Annotated in this window: 18 protein-coding genes; 4 read left to right on the top strand and 14 right to left on the bottom strand. The window is 36.9% G+C overall.

Going from position 1 to position 19,448, the window contains the following annotated elements; genetic code table 11:
- Positions 1-85 precede the first annotated feature (85 nt).
- The 3 genes from FW778_RS16320 to FW778_RS23205 are packed head-to-tail and all read right to left on the bottom strand — an operon-like array spanning position 86 to position 4,431.
- Positions 86-3,085 carry a T9SS type A sorting domain-containing protein gene (locus tag FW778_RS16320; protein ID WP_150415890.1) on the bottom strand — a complete coding sequence of 1,000 codons (3,000 nt, stop codon included), beginning with the start codon at positions 3,083-3,085 and terminating at the stop codon, positions 86-88.
- A gap of 59 nt (positions 3,086-3,144) precedes the next feature.
- The gene (locus FW778_RS16315; RefSeq protein WP_150415889.1) at positions 3,145-4,215 is read right to left on the bottom strand and encodes a hypothetical protein; all 1,071 of its coding nucleotides are present in this window, start codon (positions 4,213-4,215) and stop codon (positions 3,145-3,147) included.
- A 54-nt stretch (positions 4,216-4,269) separates the two neighbouring features.
- On the bottom strand, positions 4,270-4,431 hold the full coding sequence (locus tag FW778_RS23205) for a hypothetical protein (protein WP_202552303.1): 162 nt from the start codon (positions 4,429-4,431) through the stop codon (positions 4,270-4,272).
- A 377-nt stretch (positions 4,432-4,808) separates the two neighbouring features.
- On the opposite strand from FW778_RS23205, the gene FW778_RS16310 reads away from it, so the two are divergent.
- On the top strand, positions 4,809-5,654 hold the full coding sequence (locus FW778_RS16310) for a response regulator transcription factor (protein ID WP_150415888.1): 846 nt from the start codon (positions 4,809-4,811) through the stop codon (positions 5,652-5,654).
- Here FW778_RS16310 and FW778_RS16305 read toward each other — a convergent pair.
- The 10 genes from FW778_RS16305 to FW778_RS16260 form a co-directional block, all read right to left on the bottom strand.
- Positions 5,635-6,468 (bottom strand): alpha/beta fold hydrolase, encoded by an 834-nt coding sequence (locus FW778_RS16305; protein ID WP_150415887.1) that lies wholly within the window; start codon positions 6,466-6,468, stop codon positions 5,635-5,637. The two genes, FW778_RS16310 and FW778_RS16305, sit on opposite strands and share 20 nt — an antisense overlap.
- Before the next feature lie 207 nt (positions 6,469-6,675).
- Positions 6,676-7,098: a DUF6799 domain-containing protein gene (locus FW778_RS16300; protein ID WP_150415886.1), complete on the bottom strand. Its 423-nt coding sequence runs from the start codon at positions 7,096-7,098 to the stop codon at positions 6,676-6,678.
- Positions 7,099-7,167: 69 nt separating this feature from the next.
- On the bottom strand, positions 7,168-8,472 hold the full coding sequence (der, locus tag FW778_RS16295; protein ID WP_150415885.1) for a ribosome biogenesis GTPase Der: 1,305 nt from the start codon (positions 8,470-8,472) through the stop codon (positions 7,168-7,170).
- 200 nt (positions 8,473-8,672) lie between these two features.
- Positions 8,673-9,959 (bottom strand): 3-phosphoshikimate 1-carboxyvinyltransferase, encoded by a 1,287-nt coding sequence (gene aroA, locus FW778_RS16290; RefSeq protein WP_150415884.1) that lies wholly within the window; start codon positions 9,957-9,959, stop codon positions 8,673-8,675.
- The gene (aroB, locus tag FW778_RS16285) at positions 9,959-10,999 is read right to left on the bottom strand and encodes a 3-dehydroquinate synthase (RefSeq protein WP_150415883.1); all 1,041 of its coding nucleotides are present in this window, start codon (positions 10,997-10,999) and stop codon (positions 9,959-9,961) included. Before aroB ends, aroA begins: the two co-directional genes overlap by 1 nt.
- A complete protein-coding gene (locus FW778_RS16280) occupies positions 10,992-12,080 on the bottom strand; it encodes a chorismate mutase (RefSeq protein ID WP_235906315.1) in 1,089 nt (362 codons plus the stop codon). The genes aroB and FW778_RS16280 overlap by 8 nt, the downstream gene beginning before the upstream one ends.
- 97 nt (positions 12,081-12,177) lie before the next feature.
- Positions 12,178-13,026, bottom strand: a complete 849-nt coding sequence (locus tag FW778_RS16275) for a prephenate dehydrogenase (protein ID WP_150415882.1) — start codon at positions 13,024-13,026, stop codon at positions 12,178-12,180.
- Positions 13,027-13,031: 5 nt separating this feature from the next.
- Positions 13,032-14,180, bottom strand: coding sequence for a pyridoxal phosphate-dependent aminotransferase (locus FW778_RS16270; protein ID WP_150415881.1), 1,149 nt, complete (start codon positions 14,178-14,180; stop codon positions 13,032-13,034).
- Positions 14,180-15,004, bottom strand: a complete 825-nt coding sequence (locus FW778_RS16265) for a prephenate dehydratase (RefSeq protein ID WP_150415880.1) — start codon at positions 15,002-15,004, stop codon at positions 14,180-14,182. The genes FW778_RS16270 and FW778_RS16265 overlap by 1 nt, the downstream gene beginning before the upstream one ends.
- 340 nt (positions 15,005-15,344) lie before the next feature.
- Positions 15,345-15,554, bottom strand: a complete 210-nt coding sequence (locus FW778_RS16260) for a hypothetical protein (protein ID WP_150415879.1) — start codon at positions 15,552-15,554, stop codon at positions 15,345-15,347.
- Positions 15,555-15,691: 137 nt separating this feature from the next.
- Between FW778_RS16260 and FW778_RS16255 the strand changes: the two genes are divergently transcribed.
- Positions 15,692-16,258 (top strand): RNA polymerase sigma factor, encoded by a 567-nt coding sequence (locus tag FW778_RS16255; RefSeq protein WP_150415878.1) that lies wholly within the window; start codon positions 15,692-15,694, stop codon positions 16,256-16,258.
- Positions 16,259-16,269: 11 nt separating this feature from the next.
- Entirely contained in the window at positions 16,270-17,373 is a 1,104-nt protein-coding gene (locus FW778_RS16250; RefSeq protein WP_150415877.1) for a S1C family serine protease, read from the top strand.
- 95 nt (positions 17,374-17,468) lie between these two features.
- On the opposite strand, the gene FW778_RS16245 is transcribed toward FW778_RS16250, so the two are convergent.
- A complete protein-coding gene (locus FW778_RS16245) occupies positions 17,469-18,368 on the bottom strand; it encodes a nucleotidyltransferase family protein (protein WP_150415876.1) in 900 nt (299 codons plus the stop codon).
- 110 nt (positions 18,369-18,478) lie between these two features.
- Between FW778_RS16245 and FW778_RS16240 the strand changes: the two genes are divergently transcribed.
- Positions 18,479-19,390, top strand: a complete 912-nt coding sequence (locus FW778_RS16240; RefSeq protein ID WP_150415875.1) for a 1-aminocyclopropane-1-carboxylate deaminase/D-cysteine desulfhydrase — start codon at positions 18,479-18,481, stop codon at positions 19,388-19,390.
- Positions 19,391-19,448: the final 58 nt, after the last annotated feature.

The raw sequence follows: 19,448 nt of genomic DNA, 5'->3' as shown, positions 1-19,448 counted from the left end.
CTTACGTTATTGCTTTACAAAGTTTTTTGCTCACTTATTAAAAAAATCCCCACCCATTTTTAGAAATGGATGAGGATTATTACCACTACTCCTTCATCATTCTTACCACTCCCTGATTTTTGTTGCTTGTTAATTCAACTTCGTATATGCCTTTTGCGAGATTGCCGGTCTGTAATTGTATCTTGTTCGTCCCAGCCATTACCTTTACTTCCTTATTGATAACCACCTGTCCCAAATGATCTATAACCCTTATCAGCACTTCATCTTTTTCAACACACTCGTAATTCAATACAGCTTCATTTCTTACAGGATTATACGCTAATGTGAACTTATTTTTACTATCCGATATTTTCACTTTCTTCACATCCGTATAAAATAAATGCCCGTCAATATCTGTCTCAACAATTCTGAAGAACACCACCTTGCCTTTTAAAGTAATGCTTTGCAAATCATCAAAACTGTAATTACGAGTGGAATTGCTGTTACCTGCAGCATTAACTGTTGCAATAGTTTCAAAATGAATTCCATCGAGACTACGTTGAACTTCGAAATCTTTGCTGTTAATTTCTGTTGCTGTACTCCACTGCAATACCACTTTATCTTTTTCGGCATTGGCAGTAAATGAAACATAAGTAACCGGTAAAGGAGATAAGGCTATAACTCCTGCCCCACCACCGCTAAAGCTGCTTACTAAAAACTCTGCCTGGTGACGGTTATTACCAAGATCAGTATATACCCAATTACTTAAAGATGCAGTAACGCCTGAAGTGTAATAATTAACACCCGTCGCACCGGCCCAGTTCGAAGTTGGATCAGGATTTCCACCTTGTAGTTTATACACGGTTAACTGTGTATGGTTTATCGGTCCGCCAGTTATATCACCATTTACATCGGTAAGGTCTTGTGTATTGTAATAAAATCTTACACCAACTGATGAGGTTGGCTGGTTCGTTGGCGTTATATTCCAGTAACGGTTCATGCTATAAAAATCATTGCCTGTCGTCACTAAATTATTAGACACAAATACTGCATGATTGCTTCCTGCGCCACTTGTAGCGGCCACTTTCAACTGGAACGTACCGTCACCAACTGTGCCAATATTGTTACCATTCTTTTTGATTGATAACAGGCGAATGTCATCGCTGTAATCAGTAGGAGTACCGTTGTCATCATAATAATGCGTCCAGCCCTGTGCATCGGTACATTCACGGTTGGCTGTTATCAAATCGCTTCCTGCGGTGGGAACTGTTACAGTACTGGCATCCAGCACCGTTATATTAGTTGTGTCTTTGCACCCATTACTAGTGGTCACTATAAGCGTGTAAACGCCCACTCCGGCTGCTGCTGGAGTAGCAACGCTGTACACCACACTTGAATAACCGGAAGTATTGTACAAAGTAGTTAAATCTGCCGTGCCATTAGCACAACTGATAGTGGTTGATTTATCCGCTCCTAAATTTGGTTTTGGATAATTGGTTACCGTTACATTAGCCGTATCCTTACATCCGTTAGCATTCGTTACAATTAACTGGTACGTGCCTACATCTACTGATGTTGGGTCTGCCGTATTCCATAGAACGGTTAAACCGGTAGCATTAAATACTGAACTGATATCCGCCATAGAACCGGGGCATTTACTTACTGTTTGATCTGCGCCAAGATTTGGTTTATTGATAGTAATGTTTTGCCCGTTATCGATTCCCGTTACAGCGGGAGAATTAGCGACTATGCGTATCCGGTAGCCTGCGCCATTTGCCAAAGGAAATGGCAAAGTTGCATTGATGCTTACTGCTTGTGAAAGGCCCACAGGATTAGCGGTTTGTGAACCGATATTTACCGGGCTCGCAAAACTGCCTGATGCATCGCTTAATTGTGCGGTGAATTTATTGGCCACATCAAATACACCTGTTGCGTTGCCTGTAACCGTTATGTTTTCGGATGGGCATGGAGTTAAAGATGATACAGCAACGTTATCAACTTTCAAATTATAAACATTCACATATTTTATGCTGGTATCACCCACACAACCATATTGATTGGTTTCAATGATTTTAATAGTATCGGGTTGCGCTGCTGTCTTCCATAAAAGGTTGGCAGTATTGTTAGTTTGCGTAATGCTTGCGGCAGGCGCCAGCCAGGTCCACGTGCTTCCTGTAAAAGAAGGTATGGAATATGGATAACTGAATGTTGCATTGGCATCGCCTGCGCCGGTTATCGATTGCACGGTTGGGCGGTCGTGAATGGTAAGAGTAGTTGCATTTGCAACTCCCGTAACTACAGGATTAGTACTGCTTACCCTTACCTGATAATTTGTTCCATCAGTCAAATGGGACGGTAATCTTGCTTTTATAATTGCATTGCCGGTTCCGGTATAAGAACCTATAATTGTTGGAGATGTAAAACTGCCTGATGCATCGCTTAGCTCTACATTAAATTTATTTCCTGCATTATATGTTCCGGTTTTATCGTAAGAAATATCGAAACTATCCCTTGCGCAATTAGATGTTTTTGCTACAATGCTGTTTACAGTAATAGCTGGTGTAGATAAAGCCGTTGGGATATTAAATTGGAGAGTATCGGTAAGGCTCCATGCATCAGTAGTGTCTTTGCCTCTAATATAAAAATTATGTAACCCCGTTGTTAATCCCGTTACATTGGCAGCAATGAGAATATCAGAAAGGTGGGTTGCATTGTTTTGGATCGCAACAGGAACGCCATTGCCCCATCCCGGATCATTGTCAATATAATATTCTACCTGCTTTATGGTTTTAGCTGGAGGCGCAGTTTGTGTAACACTGGACGGTTTTACAAATATCCATTTTTGGTTGAGACTCCAATTTCCATTGGCATCTTTAGCACGAAGGCCGAGAAAATGAATGCCTGGTGATAAAGAAGATGGATCAATATTTATTGTTTGATTGGCAAGATTGGTGCCTGCAGAAATAGTAACATTAGTTGCGGCACCATATCCTGGGTCGGAATCAATATAATATTCCACTCTTGTTACATTTGGCTGTGCTGCAGAACAAAACCACAATAGCATGGTAGTTCCATACAATCCAATGAATTTTATTAAATGTTTCATTTGTGTAAAATTTGATTTAGCATAAGAAATTACAAGCCCATTGAAAGGCTATTAAATTTTTAATTATTGGCTCTTACGCTAAACGTGATGGTATATGGATTGGATGAAGCATTGGTAGTGGGCGCCGTTAATTTATAAAAGGCGGGTACAGGAGGAACGCCACTTAGTTTATATGGACTTACTCCGCCGTAAGCGCCGGCATCTATAGAGTTATTACTATTGTCTTTTCCATAACCAATGGCTGGACTACCCGATGCAATTGTCCATCCTGCATCTAAACCGGAAGCAGCCGATACATCGCCTGAAAATACGGTAGTGAAATCTTTACCAAACTGGTTGGAAGTGCCGGAAACATAATGCGTGGAATAATCAGATTGGAAAGTACAATAATCATAAAGATCAGTATTTGCAACGGTTGGTTCAGTTTCCAAAATACAATTTCGGTAATAGATTGATACAAGTCCATTTTCAATTAGAGCCGGATACCCGTTGCCACTGCAATTCACAAAGCTGGTATTGGTAATTGCTCCTCCTACATCATTATTAAAAACTCCCCAATAATTTTCAAACGAAAAAATACAATTTAGAAATTGCATACCGGCTATTTTTGTATTTGCGCCACTATAATAGCTCGTACCTGAATTAACCGAAAAAAAGCATTGAGAAAATGTCATATTCTTGATGCTATCTCCGGCAGTACTAAGTTGAATCTGGTTATTTGTGATCTTACACCGATGGAATGTGATATCTTGCAACAGCCCTGAAGTAGAATTGATGGTCTGGTTGATTTCCAATCCCTCAAATACAGAACCGCTTGCTCCGGCATTTATGTTTTGAACAGTCAATGCAGACGAAGTAGTGGCCACCTGCAAGCCCGTATTTTTGTCCAATAAATAACCCATTCCGATAAAGACTAATCTTTTATCAAAACCTGCTGCGCTTGGACTATTTGCGCCCGGATAAATCTGTATAGTATCGTTCGCATTGGCGGCAGCTATAGCTTCCGATACAGTAGCAAAATCAACCCCGGTCAGTTGGGGTCCTGAATAGCCTACGCGAAATATATTTCCAAAAGAAAAGTTGCTAATAATTAAAGCAGCTATTAAGAAAGTAATAAATTTTGTTGTCATGATTGTAAGTTTTTAATAATGAAGTTTTATAGAATAAATTGTAGGGGAAATTTATCAGTGAAAGAAATTGTTTTTAAGAAAAAGCTGCAAATTGTTGGTTAATTGCTTTTCATCGTTGGTGTAAGTTTTACCTGGTTCTCCGCAACTACTGATAATAAGAAACGCAGCAATTAAAATTTCTATAATCTTCCACGTTTTTTGTCTGGTTAGTTTCATAAAAATTTATTGATAGCTATTCAAATCTGTGGATGCAGCTTTATAAATTATATAAAAAGTCGTAAAGTGGAGGCTAACAATGGCGATGCGCAGGAAGTTGGATAAGAAATCTATTTGAGTCAAAAAGGAAAATGTTATTAAACAATAATGTGTCAAATTCATTTTACAGGCAATACCAACTAGTTGGTATTTTTACCTTCAATTTCATTTACTCAGCAAACTTCCTCAATTGATTTTATCAGCACAAGCGTATTTCCACGGAGATCGAATCGGGTATTTTAACGGTATTGAATATTCGGTAGTGAAAGTAAAGCCGATTATCTTAATATTCTATAGCAAGAACTTGTCATTTTTTTATAAATTGGTGTATATTCGGATTGCCAAAATCAATTTCACCAAAACAAGTAGCCAGCAACCTGCTTATGCCATCCAAAAATTCTATTACCTGGGTTAATTACCTAGACGATTTGAGCAATAAAGAAATTGTGCCGAAGCAATTACAGATAGAAGGGATTGATAAGTTTATTAACCTTCAACAATCTGCATTTAATATCCTTAGCCACAGCATCCCCTTCATTTACCTATTAGATTATACTACCGGAAAATACCTGGTTGTGAGTAATCAATGCCAGGCTGTTGTAAATTTTTCCAATAAAAAAATGTTGGATGGGGGCATACCTTTTGTGATGGAAAGATACCACCCGGCAGACATGAAGGTATTTAATGAACAAATTTTTAAGGATAGGTTAAGCATCCTGAAAACGATTCCCGCTGAACAACATAAGAATTATATTTTCTCTTTTAACATTCGTATAAAAAATGGCAAAGGCGAGTATATAAGCCTGTTGCAACGTAACTCTTTTATCGAATCAGATGATAATGGGAACCCTCTCCTGAGCCTCGGTGTGCTTACCAATATTGATCAGTTTAATGATAAAAGCCCGGTAATACAGTTAGTGGAAAAAGTAGATCCTACCTCCGGAGATGTTGAAGTCCTTCTAAAAAATACTTATTATCTGCACGAGGAAGATAAAGTTTTTTCTAAACGGGAAAAGGAAATTTTATTATGGCTGGGTGAAGGCTTAACGAGCAAAGAAATAGCTGATAAATTGTTTATAAGCGAACATACCGTTATCAACCACAAGCGCAGTATGCATAATAAAAGCAACACACAAAATAGTGCAGCTTTAATAAGCTTTGCTTTTAAGCAACATCTTTTGTAAAAATGTCTTTTGCAAATTCAGCAGTTATCTTATTAAATGCTTCAGGCGCATCTATATTTACCAAATGGCTTGCACCCGCAATTCTATAGATCGTATTGTGCCATACATTTATTGGCGCCTCATCTAAGTAATGATTATTTACTACTTTTTCATCTTTACCAAAAACAATACAAATCGTGCAGTTTTTATTTTTGAGTATTTCAATCTCATCGTTATAAGATCCATTTGCGACGGTGTCGTATAAAGAAGAACGGAAGTTCCCTGTTACTGTATAATAATCCTCTAAAAATATTTCCGTATCTTTTTCCTCCGTTGAAAAGGAAGTTTCTTTTGCATATTTATTTACAAGTTCCTTCGGTACATTATCTGCAAATATGGGACTTACGTCGGCTCCTGGTAAGATCATTTTATCCATACCAAACCTTTCACCAACAATACATGGGCCCGCCAACACTATTCCTTTCGGTGAACAGTTATTGACTATCATTTCAACAACAATATTGGTACCCAAAGAACTGCCACAAATTATATAAGGTTTATCATTGATGAGTTCGTTAATGACTATTGCCATTATTTGTCCAAGGGCGAGCACACTAAAATCTGCATAGGGTGGCAATTGGTCAGAATTACCATGAGAGGGTAAGTCGACTGTAATCAAGCGGTAAGCCGCTAACAACGGGCTTTCCACCTGCTTGCGCCATACCCTGGAAGAAGATGAATTACCATGAATAAAAAAAATTGTTTCCGCTTGCTCCGGGTTCCTAGTGTAGTAGGCTATTTGTAAATTATTTACAGTAATAAAGTTTTGGTACATGCAGCACGAGTATTGATAAGTTTAAAAAATGATTATTCAAATTATTTCAAAAAACTGATATTTATTCTACTTCCTACATGAAAAATTTTCGTTTCGGAATTTATAACAGAATAAGGGTTAGAAATTAATGTTTATATAACTAAGTATTAATAAACAAAAATCCCCGGAAATTTCCGGGGAATAATTTTAATAAAAATAAGCGTCTTTCTATTTCTTCATACTGTCCATCTTCATCTTATCATCCATTGGCATCATTTTACCTTTATCATCCATCATGTGGCCATCTTTATCAATAACCATTCCTTCCGTCATCATCATTTTCTCCCCGTTTGGCATAATAACTTCACCAGCAGGTGTAACTTTACAGCCGTCAGTACACGTCATTTGCTGATCCATCAAAACCCATTTGCCATCTTTCATCACCATCATTTTTCCATCTTTCATAGTCATACTCCCTTCACCCGGCATAGAGGCCATAGACGAAGATGACATTGAATTCATAGAAGAATCTGAGCTCATCTTTTTATCGGTCATTGACGAATCTGATCCAGACTCTGAGCTTGTTGAAGTGCCACTATTGCATGAAGTAAAAAGGGCTGCAATAGCTACAATCGTAATTAATTTTTTCATTAGATTTTTTTTAAATTTTAATGATTTGATCGAATTAAGTTATACCATTTTTCACACAAAAAAAAGCACTTACTTTTTTCTAAAAAAAATACGGATTGGAACGCCGGTAAAATGAAAATTCTCACGCAATTGATTTTCGAGATAATTTTTATAGGCCGGCTTCACATCTTCAGGATAGTTACAAAAAAATGCAAAAGACGGAACAACGGTTGGCAACTGCGTAACGTATTTTATTTTTAATGGATGACCTCTCACAACCGGTGCGTGATAAGCTTCTGTAGCTTTCAACATTACATCATTTAATTTGGAAGTGGCTATTTTCTGCTGCCTGTTTTCGTATACTTTAATCGCCATTTCCATAGATTGGAGTATGCGCAGTTTTTCTGTTGCAGATATAAACATAATTGGAACATCTTTAAAAGGCGCCAGTTTTTGTTTTAACACTTTTTCGTAATCACGTGCGGTGTTTGTTCCTTTTTCAACCAAATCCCATTTATTTACAAGTACAACAATGCCCTTTCCTTTTTTTACACATAAAGAAAAAATATTAAGGTCTTGTGCGGTTATACCACTTTTTGCATCCAATACTATCAGGCATACATCTGCTTCGTCTACGGCTTTCACAGCACGTATCACCGAATAAAATTCCAGGTCTTCATTCACTTTTGTTTTACGCCTTATGCCCGCTGTATCTATTAAAATAAATTCTTTATTAAAAAGATTATATGTTGTATGAATGGAATCTCTTGTAGTGCCCGCGATGTTACTTACAATCGTGCGTTCCTTACCGGTTAAGGCATTCAACAAAGATGATTTACCAACGTTAGGTTGACCAATTATTGCAAACTTTGGAAGTTCATTTTTTTCTTCTTCTATTTCTGTAGGAATAGCCGCACACACTTCATCCAATAATTCGCCTGTTCCTGTGCCGCTTATTGATGAGACAAAGAATATATTTTTAAAACCAAGGCTATAAAATTCTGAAGCCTCCAGCATGCGTGCATGATTGTCAACTTTATTAACTACCAGGTAAACAGGCTTAGGCGACTTGCGCAGCAGTTCAGCCATTTCCTGGTCAAGGTTGGTAATGCCGGTAGTAACATCAACCATAAAAATAATTGCGTTGGCTTCTTCTATCGCAATATGCACCTGCTTGCGAATTTCTCTTTCAAAAACGTCATCGCTATGCGCCACAAAACCGCCGGTGTCAATCACGTTAAATGATTTGCCAATCCATTCTGCAACACCGTATTGCCTGTCTCGTGTAACTCCGCTCACATCGTCTACTATCGCTTTACGCTGTTCAAGCAACCGGTTAAAAAAAGTACTCTTTCCTACGTTAGGCCTTCCCGTTATGGCTATTGTGTATGACATGAAAATGCAATTGAAAATAATTTCTTAGAAAATAATTTTTTGTTACCAGCTTTACTTCTTTGGGCATCCCGGTTGTGTCACTCCCTTTGTACTTTTTGTTCTATGTGCAACTTTGTTCAACCGCTCTGCCAGCAAAATTATTTTTTAGTTGACACCCTAAAAAGTTATCAACTAGGCCGAATAACACACAAAGGTATCGTTTATGAAATTTGCAGAGACGCTTTTAGCTTTTTTATATCGTTAAAGAAAGATGGGTATGATTTATTTACGGCGTCCGCGTCGTGTATGATGGTATTTCCTTTTGCTCCCAAAGCCGCTACAGCACAGGCCATAGCTATCCGATGGTCGTTGTGCGAAGAAACTTTTGCTCCTTTAATTTGATTGCCTCCTTTTATAAGCATTAGGTCTCCATTAATCTCAACATCAACTTTCAATTTTCTAAATTCAGATTGAAGTGTGCTGGCCCGGTTACTTTCTTTGTGCAGCAACCTGTTAACGCCCTTAATGGTGGTTGTTCCCTTGCAATACGCAGCAAGTGCAACCAACGGGGGAAATAAATCAGGTGAATGTGTTGCATCAAAATCAAAAGACTCCAGTTTATTTTTTGTAACAGTAATTTCTCCCTTACCAATATTAAGTTTAGCACCGCATGCTTCGAGTGCATGAATAACCCTTTTATCACCTTGCGAAGAATTAATATCAGCATTCTTTACTGTCACTTCGCCGGCAATTGCGCCGGCCACTAATAGGAAGGCTATATTGCTCCAGTCGCCCTCAACGGTATATTTTATACTATGGTTGTTTACAGTTTTAGAAGGAAATAGGTTAAATTTTTCATAATGCTCATTTTCTACCTTAAATCCGAAATGTTTTAAAATATCGAGCGTAAGATCAATATAAGGTCTACTGGTAAGGTTATTTACCTTTATACTAACGGGCACTGTACACGCTTTTGCATAAGCCATTAACAATCCTGTTAGAAACTGCGAGCTCAAAGATCCATCGACCGTAATGTTTTTAGGCTTTAATGGCCCTTTTAATGTCAATGGTATTTTGCCACCAGTAGTTTGTATCTCTACTCCCAATTGTGGTAAAACATTTTCAAAAAAATCTACAGGCCTTTTTAGAATACTTCCTTCGCCCGTAAAAATAATTTCATGTTTAAATAATGCAGCGAGCGGTGTAAACATCCGTAATGACAATCCACTTTCTCCTACGGAAATGATGGAGCGTTTACCGGGATAAGTTGAAGAAAAAATATGGTCGTTTGATGTGATGATAACTTCTTTTCGAACTGTATCAACAGTGGCGCCCAGCTTTTGCACAATGTTTTTTGCAGCCTGTTCATCATTGCTGTTGCCGGCATTATCAATAATAGTTGTTCCATTATTAATAAGCGCAGCAGCGCATGCTCTTTGCATACAACTCTTTGATGGCGGCGCCTGCAGGCTACCCGAAACGGAGGAAGGAGAAACAGTAACTATCACTATATACTATTAAAAATTTTATGTAACTGATCCAAGGGTAGCGATTTTATTGATGCTTTGCCAATTGAATCCAGAACAACAAAGCTCATATTAATGCCCGATTTTTTCTTATCGTGCAATAAAATTTCCCAGGTTTTTTCTTTATCAGATGTAAATGAAACTGGCAATTCATATTTGCCAAGCAGATCAGAAATTCGCCTGGTATCTGCTTTACTAAAATCATTTATCATTTCTGAAATATGGCATGCAGCAACCATTCCTATACTTATTGCATGACCATGCGGAAGCTTACTTTCATTTTCAATTGCATGGCCAATGGTATGTCCAAAATTTAACAGTTTTCTTTCGCCGGTTTCCTGTTCATCATTGGCTACAACATTATATTTTATATCAACATTTCTTTTGATAATTGAAGCAGTATCTTCTGAAGATTGCTGGAATTTTGCGATGGAACGTTTTTCAAGCAACTGAAACATTTCACTGTCTTTAATGCAGGCATGCTTAATAATTTCAGCAAAACCATTTACCCATTCGTGATCCGGCAATGTTTCTAAAAAAGAATAATCATATAATAAAAATTCCGGGTGATTTATTACGCCAACTAAATTTTTATAAACACCCACATCTATTCCGTTCTTTCCGCCAATGCTAGCATCAACCATTGCTAAAATACTGGTGGGCACAAACGCAAATTTTACACCACGCATGTAAATAGATGCTACGAATCCCGCAATGTCTGTTATAACCCCACCTCCAATTCCCACGATAAAGGCTTGCCTGTCTGCATGCAAATCAATGAGGTGCTGAATTATTAAATCAACCGTTTGCTGATTCTTAAACTGCTCGCCCGCCTTTATTACAATGCTTTGCCAGCCCGAAAATTTTTCTTTGTGTGCAGCATATACATTTTCATCCGTTATAAATATGGTCTTATCTTTTTGAAGTTTTGCTTCAATCAAAGAAAAATCTGCATCAAAAAAAACATCAATTTTTTTTTCTGAAAATTTATATTGCTGCGGCAATATTTCTTTACTAATCATTCATTACTTTATTCTGGTGATTGATACTTTCAAGGTGAACTGCATCAAAATATTTGGTGATAAATTCCTTACTCAATCCTAATTTATCACCCTTCTTAAATGCTTTTGCAAGTATATCATTCCAACGGTTAGTCTGCAGGATAGTGATGTTGTTATCCTTTTTATACTTACCAATCTTATCAGCAATCTTCATACGCTGACCAATAAGGGTAAGCAATTCATCATCTATATGATTGATTTGTTCTCTCAGGGTAGCCAGCGCCGTTAGAAACTCCTTTTCGTCGGTATTTTCTGATCTCCAGATTAATTCTCCGAGCATCTCAGATAAGCGTTCTGGAGTTATCTGTTGTTTTGCATCGCTCCAGGCGTTATCAGGATCAATATGGCTTTCTATCATCAAACCATTAAAATCAAGATCGATACTTTTTTGCGCCACTGACTGCAACATGGTTCTGTTACCACAAATATGTGAAGGATCGCAGATCAATAACATCTCCGGGAACCGACGTTTCATTTCAATTGGCAGGTGCCACATGGGTGCATTACGAAATTCCGTATTACCATAATTTGAAAAACCACGATGAATCATTCCTACTTGTTTCACTCCTACTTTTTGCAGCCTTTCAATTCCACCACACCATAATTCGAGATCAGGATTGATAGGATTTTTTATGAGCACAGGAACATCTACTCCACGTAGCGCATCGCAAACTTCCTGCACACTAAAAGGATTTACGGTTGTTCTCGCACCAATCCAAAGCATGTCAACATCAAAATGCAATGCATCCTCAACATGCTTGGCAGTTGCCACTTCAACTGTGATTGGAAGGCCGGTAATTTTTTTAGCCTGCGCCATCCATGGCAAGCCTTTCATACCAATACCTTCAAACATTCCCGGCTTGGTACGCGGCTTCCATATACCTGCACGAAGAATATCTACTTTTCCTGTGTTAACCAGCCTTGTAGCGGTTTCCAACACTTGTTCTTCGGTTTCCGCGCTGCAGGGGCCGCTTATAATTAAAGGACGTTTGGTCCATTTTTCCTGCATTAGATCTTTCATTGATTTTGTTTCTGTTTGCATTGTAAATTTATTTTAATAATACTCATGTTCTATCCTTAAGTTTTTTAAATTTGATTTATCCCATTACTACCGATTGCCAAAAAATATTAATTGATTTTTATTTTATTATCCTAGTTATCTTATTTGCATTCTCCATTAATTCAACCAGGTATTCATAATTTTCCTTTTCAAGACAACTTTTAAATTTTCTTAATTGAGAAATATGTTCATTTAAAACATCCAAAACATTTTCCTTGTTTTGCATAAAAATCGGCGCCCACATTGCAGGGCTGCTTTTTGCCAATCGAACGGTGCTTTCAAACCCACCACCTGCCAATTCAAATATAGCATCCTCTTCTTTTTCCTTTTCCAAAACGGTATTAGCCAATGCAAAAGATGTAATGTGAGATATATGGCTTACATAAGCCGCATGTATATCATGATTTTCGGGATCCATGTAAGCAATATGCATACCCAGCGATTTATAAATCTTTTCCACTAAACTAACAGCATCCTCATCACTCTTTTCTTTCTCACAAATTACACACGACCTGTCTTTAAAAGCTCCTCTCACAGCGGCTTCGGGTCCACTGTATTCTGTTCCCCACATGGGGTGAGTTGCCACAAAGCGTTTACGCATAGGATGATCTGCCAATGAATTGCACAACACGAATTTTGTAGAGCCAGCATCCGCTATAATTTGCTTATCGGTTACCAGATTCATTATTTGTTTCATCACCGGTATTGTTGCGTCTACCGGAATAGCTACATAAATAAAATCGCTTTGCCTTACCGCCTCTTCTAACGGTAACGCTTCGTCGATAATTCCAAGTTCTATTGCTTTATCAGTGCTTGCTTTTGTTCGGCTTACACCGATAATTTTTTTGGCATAACCTTTATCTTTCAGCGCCAAGGCAAATGAACCGCTTATTAACCCGACACCAACTATCGTAACGTTATTAAACATTATAATTAATTCTTAATTCTTTTAATAGCTTCCTCAATTTTTTGTTCCGTGGCACACAAACTTACTCTCACGTATTTATTTCCTCCATTGCCGAAAATTCCGCCCGGTGTTATAAACACATTTGATTTTTGTAAAACCGAATCACTTAATTCGTATCCATCTTTAAACATGGCAGGTATAGCAGCCCATACAAATAAACCAGCCTGTTTTCTATCAAACTTGCAATCCAATAATTGTAGGAGTTCGAACACTTTTTCTCTTCGTTTTGAGTAGACTTCATTTAATTTATCGTGCCAATCCTGTCCGAGTTCCAACGCCTTTGCTGCAGCCAATTGTACCGGCAAGAACATGCCACTGTCCATATTACTTTTAAACCGAAGTATTTCATCAATCCTTTCTTTTTTACCAGATAGCATTCCAACTCTCCATCCCGCCATGTTATGGCTCTTGCTGAAGGAATTTAATTCTATCGCTACGTCCTTCGCTCCTTCAATGCTTAATATACTCATCGGCGCTTTATTCAAAATAAAACTATAAGGGTTATCATGGCAGAGAAGTATATCATGTTTTTTTGCAAATGCAATCAACTGTTGAAATAATTCTTTTGTTGGCAATTGCCCGGTTGGCATTTCGGGATAATTTAAAAACATCAGTTTCACGTTCTTCAAATCAGTTTTTTCCAATTCATTAAAATCAGGGAACCAGTTATTTTCTTCTTTCAGCGTATAAGGTACTACGTTAGCACCGGCAATTGTCGCAGCACTTTTATATGTTGGATAACCAGGATCGGGAATTAAAACAGTATCTTCTTCATTTATATAAGTCATGCAAACATGCATAATACCTTCTTTACTTCCAATAAGTGGTAATATTTCTGATTCAGGATTCAGATCAACATCATACCACTTTTTATACCATTTCGAAATGGCATTGCGAAAAACGGGGCTTCCTTTATAATTCTGGTAGGCATGGGTGTTAGGCTTTGCTGCTTCATCCTGCAGCGTTTTAATAACATCAGGATGCGGGGGCAGATCAGGGCTTCCAATTCCTAAATTAATCACCTGCTTCCCGGCTTTGTTCATATCATCTATCTCCCTCAGCTTTTGAGAAAAATAATATTCGCCAACACCTTCCAGTCTTTTTGATACCTCCATTATTTACCTTTTTTATATACACCATAAATCCTTAATGCTTCGGTTATTGGTTGTATATCATTTATTACTTTATTAAATTGATCTATATTTTGAAATTCAAGATCTGCGTGAAAAGAATATTTCCAATCGCTTCCGGGAATTGGAAATGACTGTAGCTTGCTAAGATTAATGTCTCTTTCTGCAATTTTCGTAAGCACTTTTGCAAGGCTTCCTTTAGAATGATCAGTTTGAAAATTTACCGAAGCTTTATCAGCGCCTTCCACCTCTTTAGCATTTTCAGGCCTTTCCAAAACTAAAAACCGTGTGTAATTATTTTTAAGTGTGTGAATGTTGGGAACAACGACATTCAAATTATATAATTCTGCAGCAAGTTTACTTGCAATAGCAGCAATGTGTTTACTTCTATGTTGGTGAATATGTTTGGCACTTAAAGCGGTATCTTCTGTTTCAATTAGTTTCCAGTTGTATTTTTCAAGGTAATCCATGCATTGCAATAATGCCATCGGGTGAGAGTGCACTTCACGAATATCTTCGAGTGTTACCCCGGGATTTATTAAAAGATGTTGATTTATTTTAAGATAAACTTCGCCGGTAATTTTCAAATGGCTTTTCTGTAATAAGTTGTAATTGGGTAAAATGCTTCCGGCAAGAGAATTTTCTATAGCCATTATGCCACCGTCGCTTTCATTTTTATCCGCTGCAATTTTTACCACCTCACGAAAAGTAGAGCAGCAGATTATCTCCACGTCGTTGCCAAAAAACTGGCGTGCAGCCACCTGGTGAAAACTACCTTCGAACCCTTGTATGGATATTTTTTTACTCATTGTACTAAACAAGAATCCCGGCTTTTGGCCGGGATTCTTTTATGTTATCTTTTTAAATTAAGTTTTAACAAAAGCCTCCCGGACTATTTCTAAAATAGTAGCTAAAATAAAAAAAGGTATATGCTTTTGTGCTGTTCATCGTTTGATTTGTCAAAAGTAAGAATGGAAATTGAATTTTCCAACCAATTTTTTTTAATTGCTAAAAAATTTACCAATGTGATAGAAATTTTTCAAGGTTTAATGCTATTTGTTAAAAATAAAAACCGTTCCTTTTCAGAAACGGCTTTTAGATTGCCTGCCAAAATAAAAATTTATGACATTATAATAATACGATCAATAATTATTTCTTTGTAGTATCAGCTTTCATCTTAGTTGTATCGCTCATCATCTTAGTAGTATCTGCTGACATTTTAGAAGAATCAGAAGCCATAGGAGCCATTGTTGAATCTTTTGTAACAGTTGTTGAATCTGAAGATGTTTCAGTTGTTGAAGAACCACCACAAGCTGCAAGTAAAGCAGAAGTACAAACGATTACCAGTAATTTTTTCATTTTAATTTAATTTAGATTTTTTATAATTATTTTAGGTTTATACCATAATCTCTAAAAAGTAACCCACGGTTAAAAAAATTTTTTCAGGTTATTTTTTGGGTTACTTTTCCACATTATAAGTATTAATTACAATCCTGGTGAATACAATTGAAGAGGAAAAAGCATTATTAGAAGGCCTTGCAGCCAACGAAACAAATGCAATTGAAAAAATTTACAGGGAAAATTTTTCAACTATACAGGCCTTTATAGTTAAAAATAACGGTTACCCTGAAGACGCGAGAGACATTTTCCAGGAGGCCATGATAGTTCTTTTTGAGAAAGCAAAATTGAAATCTTTTGTTCTAAGCTGCCAGATCAGGACTTATTTATATTCGGTATGCAGGCGGCTCTGGCTAAAAAGACTCCAGCAGAAAAATCAGTACTACCCTGCGTTTGAATTGCTGGATGAAACTGTGCAGGTTGAGGAAGAAATTGATGTACATGAAAAGGTGAACAATGATTTTCATTTGATGGAACAGGCACTCCTTAAAATTGGTGAACCCTGTAAGAGTATTTTAGAAGCTTACTACATTGAAAAAAAGTCGATGCCTGAGATTGCAGAAACGTTTGGTTATACTAATGCTGATAACGCCAAAACGCAGAAGTACAAGTGCTTGATAAGATTAAAAAAACTGTTTTTTGCACAATATAAAAATGGCGAATAAAATATTATAATATGGACGATACCTTACTATTAGACGCAGTTGAAAGATATAGGAATGGTGAAATGTCTGCCCAGGAAATTACTTTCTTCGAAGAATTAAGAAAGAATAATCCTGAAATAGATCAATTGGCTGCAGAACATAATTTCTTTTTAGGAGAGCTCGAGAAAATGAGTGACTTAAAAGCCTATAGGCATAATTTAAATGAAGTTGAGAATAAATTAACTAACGAAGGAATTATTTCACGCAAAGAGGCAAAGGGGAAAGCTAAGATTATTTATCTGTGGAATAAATATCGCCGGACTATTGCAGTTGCCGCCTCTATTGCCGGTATTGTTTCTATTTCAACAGCAACTATTGTTTCTATTTATTCTGAAAATAAAAAAGTAGCGGTTATTACTCCTTTAGTAGATACACGGCTTAATCAGTTTGAGCATAAACTTACACAAATAGAGAGTAAACTAAAAGATGCATCGTCTGTACAAACAAAAACACCGGTAAAGCCTGATTTCGAAGCGAACTTCAGGGCAACCGCATTTTTAGTCGATGGGAACGGATATCTTGTTACTAACGCCCATGTAGTAGATAATGCCAGGAATATAATCGTTGAGAATAAAAAAGGAGATCAATATTTTGCTAAAGCAATTTATTCAAATAAATTAACCGACCTGGCCATCTTAAAAATTTCGGACACTTCCTTTAAAAGAGTAATTGGCCTCCCTTATACATTTCCTAAATATTCAGCAGAATTAGGAGAGCATATTTTTACATTAGGATACCCGCGGGAAGAAGTGGTATATGGAGAAGGATACCTGAGCGCAAAATCAGGTTATTATGGAGATACCACTTCGTATCAAATCAGCATTTCGGTCAATCCTGGAAACAGCGGTGGACCGGTTGTTAATAAAAACGGCGAAATCATTGGTATCATCAGCAGTAAAGAAGCTAATGCAGACGGCGTTGTATTTGCCATCAAATCAAAAAATATTTACAACGCTATTAAAGCAAGTGGCAATGATTCAATAAAACTTCCTTCTGTAAATAGTTTAAGGGGACTCGAGAGAGTTCAGCAAATTAAAAAGCTGGAAGATTTTGTTTATATGATTAAGGGAAACTAACGCGACTTGAAAATGTCAAAGTGTGATGTACGATGTTAATGAACATCCTTGACAATTCAACATTCTCTAATCGGCTACTCGCAAAAGTTGATCCATCAATCCCATAACTTCTTAGGATACGCGCCGCTTTCAATTAATGCCTGGATACTTTGTTTTACGCCCGGTGCATCTTCTTTGTAAGTAACACCAAACCATTGCGAAGAAGTTTCTATTACTTTTATTTGTCCAATCTTTTCTTTTATAAAAGCATCCCCAACTATTGGGATAAAAAATTCGGCCTTTGGCTTATACCCATTTTCCTCTAAAAATTTTTTAAATAATTGTTGAATATAATCAAATGCATTTTGATGGAAACACCAGAAATTCATACTTACCGGAGTATCGGATGGTAGTTCTGTTTTAGCATCATTTTCTTCATAAATAATTTTATTTCCTTCAGGGTAAATTTTTACACGTTCTGCGATGCTCATTAAATTTCCATTTTCATCAACCTGGCAAACACCGCGACTAACGGTCCCATTTTCAGAAAGTGTTTTCGCTAGCTGGTAACCTATGATGCACCAGGTTTGCGGTGAAACTTCTTCCCTTAAAAACTTCGCAGCTTTTTCAAAAGCATCTCTTCCATAAAAATCATCTGCATTAATAACAGCAAACGGTTCATTAATCGCATCTTTGGCGCATAACACTGCATGGGCAGTTCCCCACGGCTTTGTACGTTCTACAGAAGGCTTAAAGCCATTTGTAAATGAATCCATTTCCTGCATTACATAATCCGTTTCAACTTTACCTTTTAGTTTTGATTCAAAAATATTTTTAAAGGCTTCAGCAAAATCTTCGCGTATTATAAAAACAATCTTACCAAATCCGCTTCTTATTGCATCATAGATTGAATAGTCTATAATGGTTTCACCAGATGGGCCAAAAGAATCCATTTGTTTTATTCCCCCATAACGGCTTCCCATTCCTGCAGCCAAAATTAAAAGTGTAGGTTTCATATCGTCTTATTGTTTAAGTTTATTCTAAAGATTATAACTATTTATAAATTACAAAGCTCATTAAATTTGCCTGCGAAAGTAAGAAACAATTTTTATGCTATAAATTCCAAATGATAGACCTTCTAAGCAAAACTGATAATATTAGAATTGATTTATTGCAAAATAAACTGCTTGATGAAAGTAAAATATCCGTGTCGATGCTTCGGCTGGATTTGATTGATCCGGTAATTTCAGGAAATAAGATTTTTAAATTGAGTTATTTTTTGGACGAAGCAAAAAATTCATTCCATAAACTTATTATAACTTTTGGGGGCGCCTATTCCAATCACCTTGCCGCCACCGCTTTTGCGTGCAGGAAAGCCGGGATAAAAAGTATAGGGTTTGTTCGGGCCGAAAAACCAAAAGAATTGTCGCATACTTTGCTTTATTGTCTTGAGAACGGAATGCAACTTGAATTTATCAGCAGGGAACTCTATAAAAACATTAATGAAGAAAAATTTCATGGAGAACTGATAAAAAAATATGGCGATCATACATTAATTCCGGAAGGAGGCTTTTCACAAAAAGGTGCTGACGGAGCAAAATTAATCTGCAATTATTTCAATGCGGAAAACTATTCACATATATGCTGTGCAATTGGTAGTGCAACAACCATTGCAGGGCTGATAAAGGGAAGCGATAGTGAAGCTAAAATTATTGGTTTCCCTGTTTTAAAAAATTTAAATGATGTTGAAGAAAAACTGGAATTGTTAGGTATTGAATCTTCAAAAGTTTCCTCAATTATTTATGAATATCATTTTGGTGGCTATGCCAAAAGAAATAATAATCTCATATCATATATGAATTCATTTTATATGGACAATAAAATCCCATTGGATTTTGTTTATACAGGAAAGATGATGTTTGGCGTGTATGATCTTGTTGAGAAAAAATATTTTCCGGAAGGATCAAACATCCTCTGCACTCATACCGGCGGTTTGCAGGGAAATAAATCGTTACCGGAAGGAATGCTCAATTTTTAAATTCATTTAACAACAAGTTATATTTACAATTTGAAAAAACAAATAGCTTCGTCCGGTT

It is taken from the genome of Ginsengibacter hankyongi, assembly GCF_008710285.1.
Lineage (GTDB): Bacteria > Bacteroidota > Bacteroidia > Chitinophagales > Chitinophagaceae > Ginsengibacter > Ginsengibacter hankyongi.
Note: the sequence above shows the minus strand (reverse complement) of the source record. Positions and strands in the feature narration are given on the sequence as shown.